4 protein-coding genes are annotated in these 4,058 nt (G+C 66.6%); 2 read left to right on the top strand and 2 right to left on the bottom strand.

Features of this window, described 5'->3' with window-relative positions; translation table 11 throughout:
• Positions 1–110: 110 nt before the first annotated feature.
• The gene (locus ABT085_RS44645; RefSeq protein ID WP_351622463.1) at positions 111–1,127 is read right to left on the bottom strand and encodes an NADP-dependent oxidoreductase; all 1,017 of its coding nucleotides are present in this window, start codon (positions 1,125–1,127) and stop codon (positions 111–113) included.
• A gap of 111 nt (positions 1,128–1,238) precedes the next feature.
• Between ABT085_RS44645 and ABT085_RS44640 the strand changes: the two genes are divergently transcribed.
• Positions 1,239–1,796, top strand: coding sequence for a TetR/AcrR family transcriptional regulator (locus ABT085_RS44640; protein ID WP_351622460.1), 558 nt, complete (start codon positions 1,239–1,241; stop codon positions 1,794–1,796).
• A gap of 361 nt (positions 1,797–2,157) precedes the next feature.
• Here the strand turns inward: ABT085_RS44640 and ABT085_RS44635 are convergent, their stop codons facing one another.
• Positions 2,158–3,024 carry a helix-turn-helix transcriptional regulator gene (locus ABT085_RS44635; RefSeq protein WP_351622457.1) on the bottom strand — a complete coding sequence of 289 codons (867 nt, stop codon included), beginning with the start codon at positions 3,022–3,024 and terminating at the stop codon, positions 2,158–2,160.
• Positions 3,025–3,418: 394 nt separating this feature from the next.
• Here ABT085_RS44635 and ABT085_RS44630 point away from each other — a divergent pair, with 394 nt between their 5' ends.
• On the top strand, positions 3,419–3,889 hold the full coding sequence (locus tag ABT085_RS44630; RefSeq protein WP_351622454.1) for a VOC family protein: 471 nt from the start codon (positions 3,419–3,421) through the stop codon (positions 3,887–3,889).
• The last annotated feature ends 169 nt before the right edge of the window (positions 3,890–4,058 follow it).

The following is a 4,058-nucleotide window of genomic DNA, read 5'->3' as shown; positions in this document are numbered from 1 at the left end:
ACGGACGGCGAGCAGTCATCTTCAGCTCCCAGCCAGGCAGTTGACTCCTACAGCCGAACTACGACCGACCAGGCCTGCCGTCAACCCACGCCACCACCGAATTTAACGAACTACCGGTAAGCGAGCGTGAGCACGATCTTGCCCTGGATGTGCCCTCGGGCGGCGCGTTCGTGCGCGGCACGGGCATCCGCGAGCGCGAACGTGCTGTCGATCGCGACGCGGACCGTACCCGCGTCGAGGAGGCGCGCCAGCTCGGCAAGCTGTGCGCCGTTCGAGCGGACCTGGGTGCCTGTCACGGTGACGCCCAGTTTCGCCGTCTCTTCTTCGTCGAATTCGCCGAAAAATACGGGGAATTGGGCGCCGCCGCGCTTGAGTGTGCGCAAGAAGCGCTTGCTGTGGGGGCCGCCGACGGCGTCGAGCACGAGGTCGAGGTCGTGCACGAGTTCCTCGGGACGACTCTTGGTGTAGTCGATGAACTCGTCGGCGCCGAGTTCCCTCAGGAACGATTCGTGCGCGCCCGATGCCACCGCGATGACACGTGCGCCCTTCCATTTCGCCAGCTGTAGCGCGAAGTGCCCCACGCCGCCAGCGGCGCCGTTGATGAGCACCGTCTTGTCGGCGTCGAGCGGCACCGGGCGATGCTGCGCCGCCTGGAAGGGCGACGGGTGATCGTGTCCGAGGTCGATCAGGTACTGCCATGCGGTGAGCCCGGCCATGGGCGCCCCGGCGGCGTGCACGTGATCGACGCCGGCCGGCTTGCGTGCGAGGTCCGACGCAGGCGCGGCCACGTACTCGGCGTAAGTGCTGCCGTCGAAGCCCGGGAAGCGGAGGAGGCCGAAGACTTCATCGCCGACGCGGAGGTCGTCCACATCCGCAGCGACGGCCTCGACGACGCCCGACAGGTCCGTTCCCGGAATCACGGGCAGACTGAACTTCGGCCTGACTTCCGGAGGCAGGTTGGACATCCCGTCACGCAGGTACCAGTCCGGAGGGTTGACGCCGACCGCGTGCACGCGGACGAGCACCTCACCCGGCCTCGGCTCGGGCATCGGCACCTCTTCGTAGCGCAGCACCTCAGGGCCGCCGTGTTCATGGAGCCGGATCGCCCTCATCGTGTGTGTCGGCATCGTTTCCTCCTGCCCGCAGCGCGGGATAGGCTTATTCGGATCAGTGGTCCACATAACCGGATCACTGATCCGAATATATGGACCACTGATCCGGATAGTCAAGGGGGACAGATGCGCGCCGACGCCAGGAAGAACCGCGACCACCTGCTCGCAGTAGCGGGCACTGCCATCACCGAGCAAGGCGTCGACGTGTCGCTGCGGGACATCGCACGCAGGGCCGACGTGGGACTCGCCACACTGCTGCGTCACTTCCCGACACGCGAGGCTCTGCTCGACGCCCTGCTCCGCACGAGCTTCGACGAGATGACCGCCACGGCCGACGCCCTCGAAACGTCCGGCTCGCCCGGCGATGCTCTCGTTTCATGGCTGCGCGACTGCGTCGCGTGGACAACGGAGTACCGGGGCGCGGTCGTGCTGATGGCAGCCGCCATCGAGGACACCGAGTCCGCACTCCACGCTTCGTGCGTCACCCTGCGCGCGGCCGGTGCGCGGCTGCTCGCCCGCGCCCAGGCCGCAGGCACGGCGCGGACCGACATCGATGGCGCCGACCTGTTCGCGCTGGTGGCGGGGCTAGCTTGGCTCGGTGATCAGTCCTCGCTCGCGCCACGCGCTGATCACCTCTTCGACGTTGTCGCCAGCGCGATCCTGACGAATCCGGCGAGCGCCTAGACCGGAGGAACGCCCCCAGGCCCGCGGCTGAAATCGACGCGCACGCGGACCGGTGAACCCGACCGCACGCCCGACAAGAACGGATCGACGCCGAATTGGCCAAGGCGGTCGAGGCCACCGGAATCGAACCGCGCGCGCCCCGGAAGCAGCGGACCACGGCCACTGAAGAGCAGCCGGCGAAGGCACACCCGTCGACTACGCCCTGGCCGGCTCCTGACGGCCAGGGCCGCCCTCCGCCCTCGCCGTCCGTCCGACTCGGGCACGTCCGTCCGGTTCGGCCAGGAACGGCAGACCCTTCTCCCGGCGGACCTGGACCCGGCGGTCAGACAGTCTCGGGACGGCCGACGGGACCTGCATGTGCCTAGGTGCCCAGGTCACCGATCCGACGGGCAAGTGTCCGCAAGGCTTCGAAAGACGGGGAGCCGGGTTGAGCTGTATTCACGAACAGCCACTGGTCCGGGTCACCGGGAAAGACCAGGACCTCATAGTCCAAGGTGACCTCGCCGAGCAGAGGGTGCCGGTAGTACCGGGTGCCGTGAGAGAACTCCTCCACGTCGTGTGCGGCCCACCACCGGCGAAAATCTTTGTCCACGGCCGACAGCTGATCGACCAGTTCGGTCAGTTGCAGATCTTCCGGATTCCGGCCCGCATACAGGTGCAAACCTGTGACGACCATGTGGGCGGCCATGTCCCAGTCGATAAATAGTTCACGCGCCGCAGGGTCGAGAAATATATATCGCGCCAAATTGCGCTCGCGGGCCGGTACGGCATCGAAATCGGCGTATATCGCGCAAGCCATTCGATTGAGGGCGAGGACGTCCATGCGGCCGTCCAGAATCATGGCGGGGGCATCCCGGAGAACCTCAAGCAGCGCGTACGCACCCGGACGCACCCTCCACGGAACGGCGGGACGGCTCACTCTGACCACGGACTGCGGTCTGGCCAGGTTGAACAGATGCGCACGTTCGGCATCATCCAGCCGCAGAGCGCGGGCCACAGCCTCCAGCACCGCCTCCGAGGCGTTGGCCACCCGGCCGCGTTCCAGACGGATGTAGTAGTCCACGCTCAGTCCGGCCAAGAGCGCAACCTCTTCACGGCGCAGTCCCGGAACACGTCTGCTCGCCCCCGGCGTGACCCCGACTTGCTCAGGAGTCACCCGGGCGCGCCTGGAGCGCAGAAAATCGCTCAGCTCTTTGTTGCCTCCTGAACCGGACGGCATCGTGCCCATATATCGAGGCTAGTCCTCGACACGCTATCCCGGCAAACGCACCACTAAATAGTGTGACGCCATGGGCCACTCCCTTTCAGCGGCTTTCCGAATATGGTCTCGGCGATCGAAAAGCGATTCCGGATCACTTCGACAGCGGGGTCGTCGATGGAGCCGAACGGGTGGCTGCCCGGCTACAGGGAAGGGGGGTCTGCCAGTACCTGGACCAGCGGGCCACGGCCGAAGCGGGCCTGCTTGACCGCCCCTGGACGCCTTTCCAGCTGGTTCTCTGGATTGCAGGTCAGCGCAAGGCCCACAGAACACGCAGGCCTCGCAGACCAAGGTGAAACCCCGTTCGACGTTCCGGTGACGCATTGGGCGTAATCCACCGACGTCAAGAAGCAAGGACATCCCCATGAATCTGAAGCTCGAAATGATCGTGCTGCCCGTCTCCGACATCGACCGGGCCAAGGACTTCTACGAGAAGGCCGGCTTCCGCCTGGACGTCGACTACACGGCGGACCAGGACTTCCGGATCGTTCACTTCACGCCGCCCGGCTCCGAGTGCTCGATCATCTTCGGCGAGGGGATGACGTCCACCGCACCTGGCTCGTTCCAGGGCCTCTACCTCATCGTCTCGGACATCGAGGAGGCCCGCGCGGAGCTCACCGGCCGCGGCATCGAGGTCAGCGAGATCTTCCACGACGCGAGCGGCCTCTTCCACGGCCACGAGGGCGGGGACGTCACCCATCGCGGCCCGGGCCAGGAGCGGCTCGCCGGCCTGCACCCCGAGCGTGCCTCCTACGGCTCCTTCGCCACCTTCAGCGACCCGGACGGCAACGGCTGGGTGCTCCAGGAGGTCTCGCAGCGCCTCCCCGGCCGCTGACAAACCTACAAACCACTATCAATCGGCCGCAACGGGCCCTGTCCGGCCCGGATGGCAGCCGGTCCGACCCAGCGGTCGCCCCGCGGTCAGGGGCCACGGACCGGAACCGTCCCGCGGCGGAGACGCAGTGTTCAAAAACCTAAAGCCGGGACGGACCACCAAAAAAGAA

This window comes from Streptomyces sp. NPDC002265 (genome assembly GCF_040296125.1).
GTDB lineage: Bacteria > Actinomycetota > Actinomycetes > Streptomycetales > Streptomycetaceae > Streptomyces.
Note: the sequence above shows the minus strand (reverse complement) of the source record. Positions and strands in the feature narration are given on the sequence as shown.

Excerpts from the sequence above, each read along its gene's own strand:
- ABT085_RS44645 (WP_351622463.1), bottom strand. The coding sequence starts at position 1,127 with ATGCCGACACACACGATGAGGGCGATCCGGCTCCATGAACACGGCGGC.
- ABT085_RS44640 (WP_351622460.1), top strand. The coding sequence starts at position 1,239 with ATGCGCGCCGACGCCAGGAAGAACCGCGACCACCTGCTCGCAGTAGCG.
- ABT085_RS44635 (WP_351622457.1), bottom strand. The coding sequence starts at position 3,024 with ATGGGCACGATGCCGTCCGGTTCAGGAGGCAACAAAGAGCTGAGCGAT.
- ABT085_RS44630 (WP_351622454.1), top strand. The coding sequence starts at position 3,419 with ATGAATCTGAAGCTCGAAATGATCGTGCTGCCCGTCTCCGACATCGAC.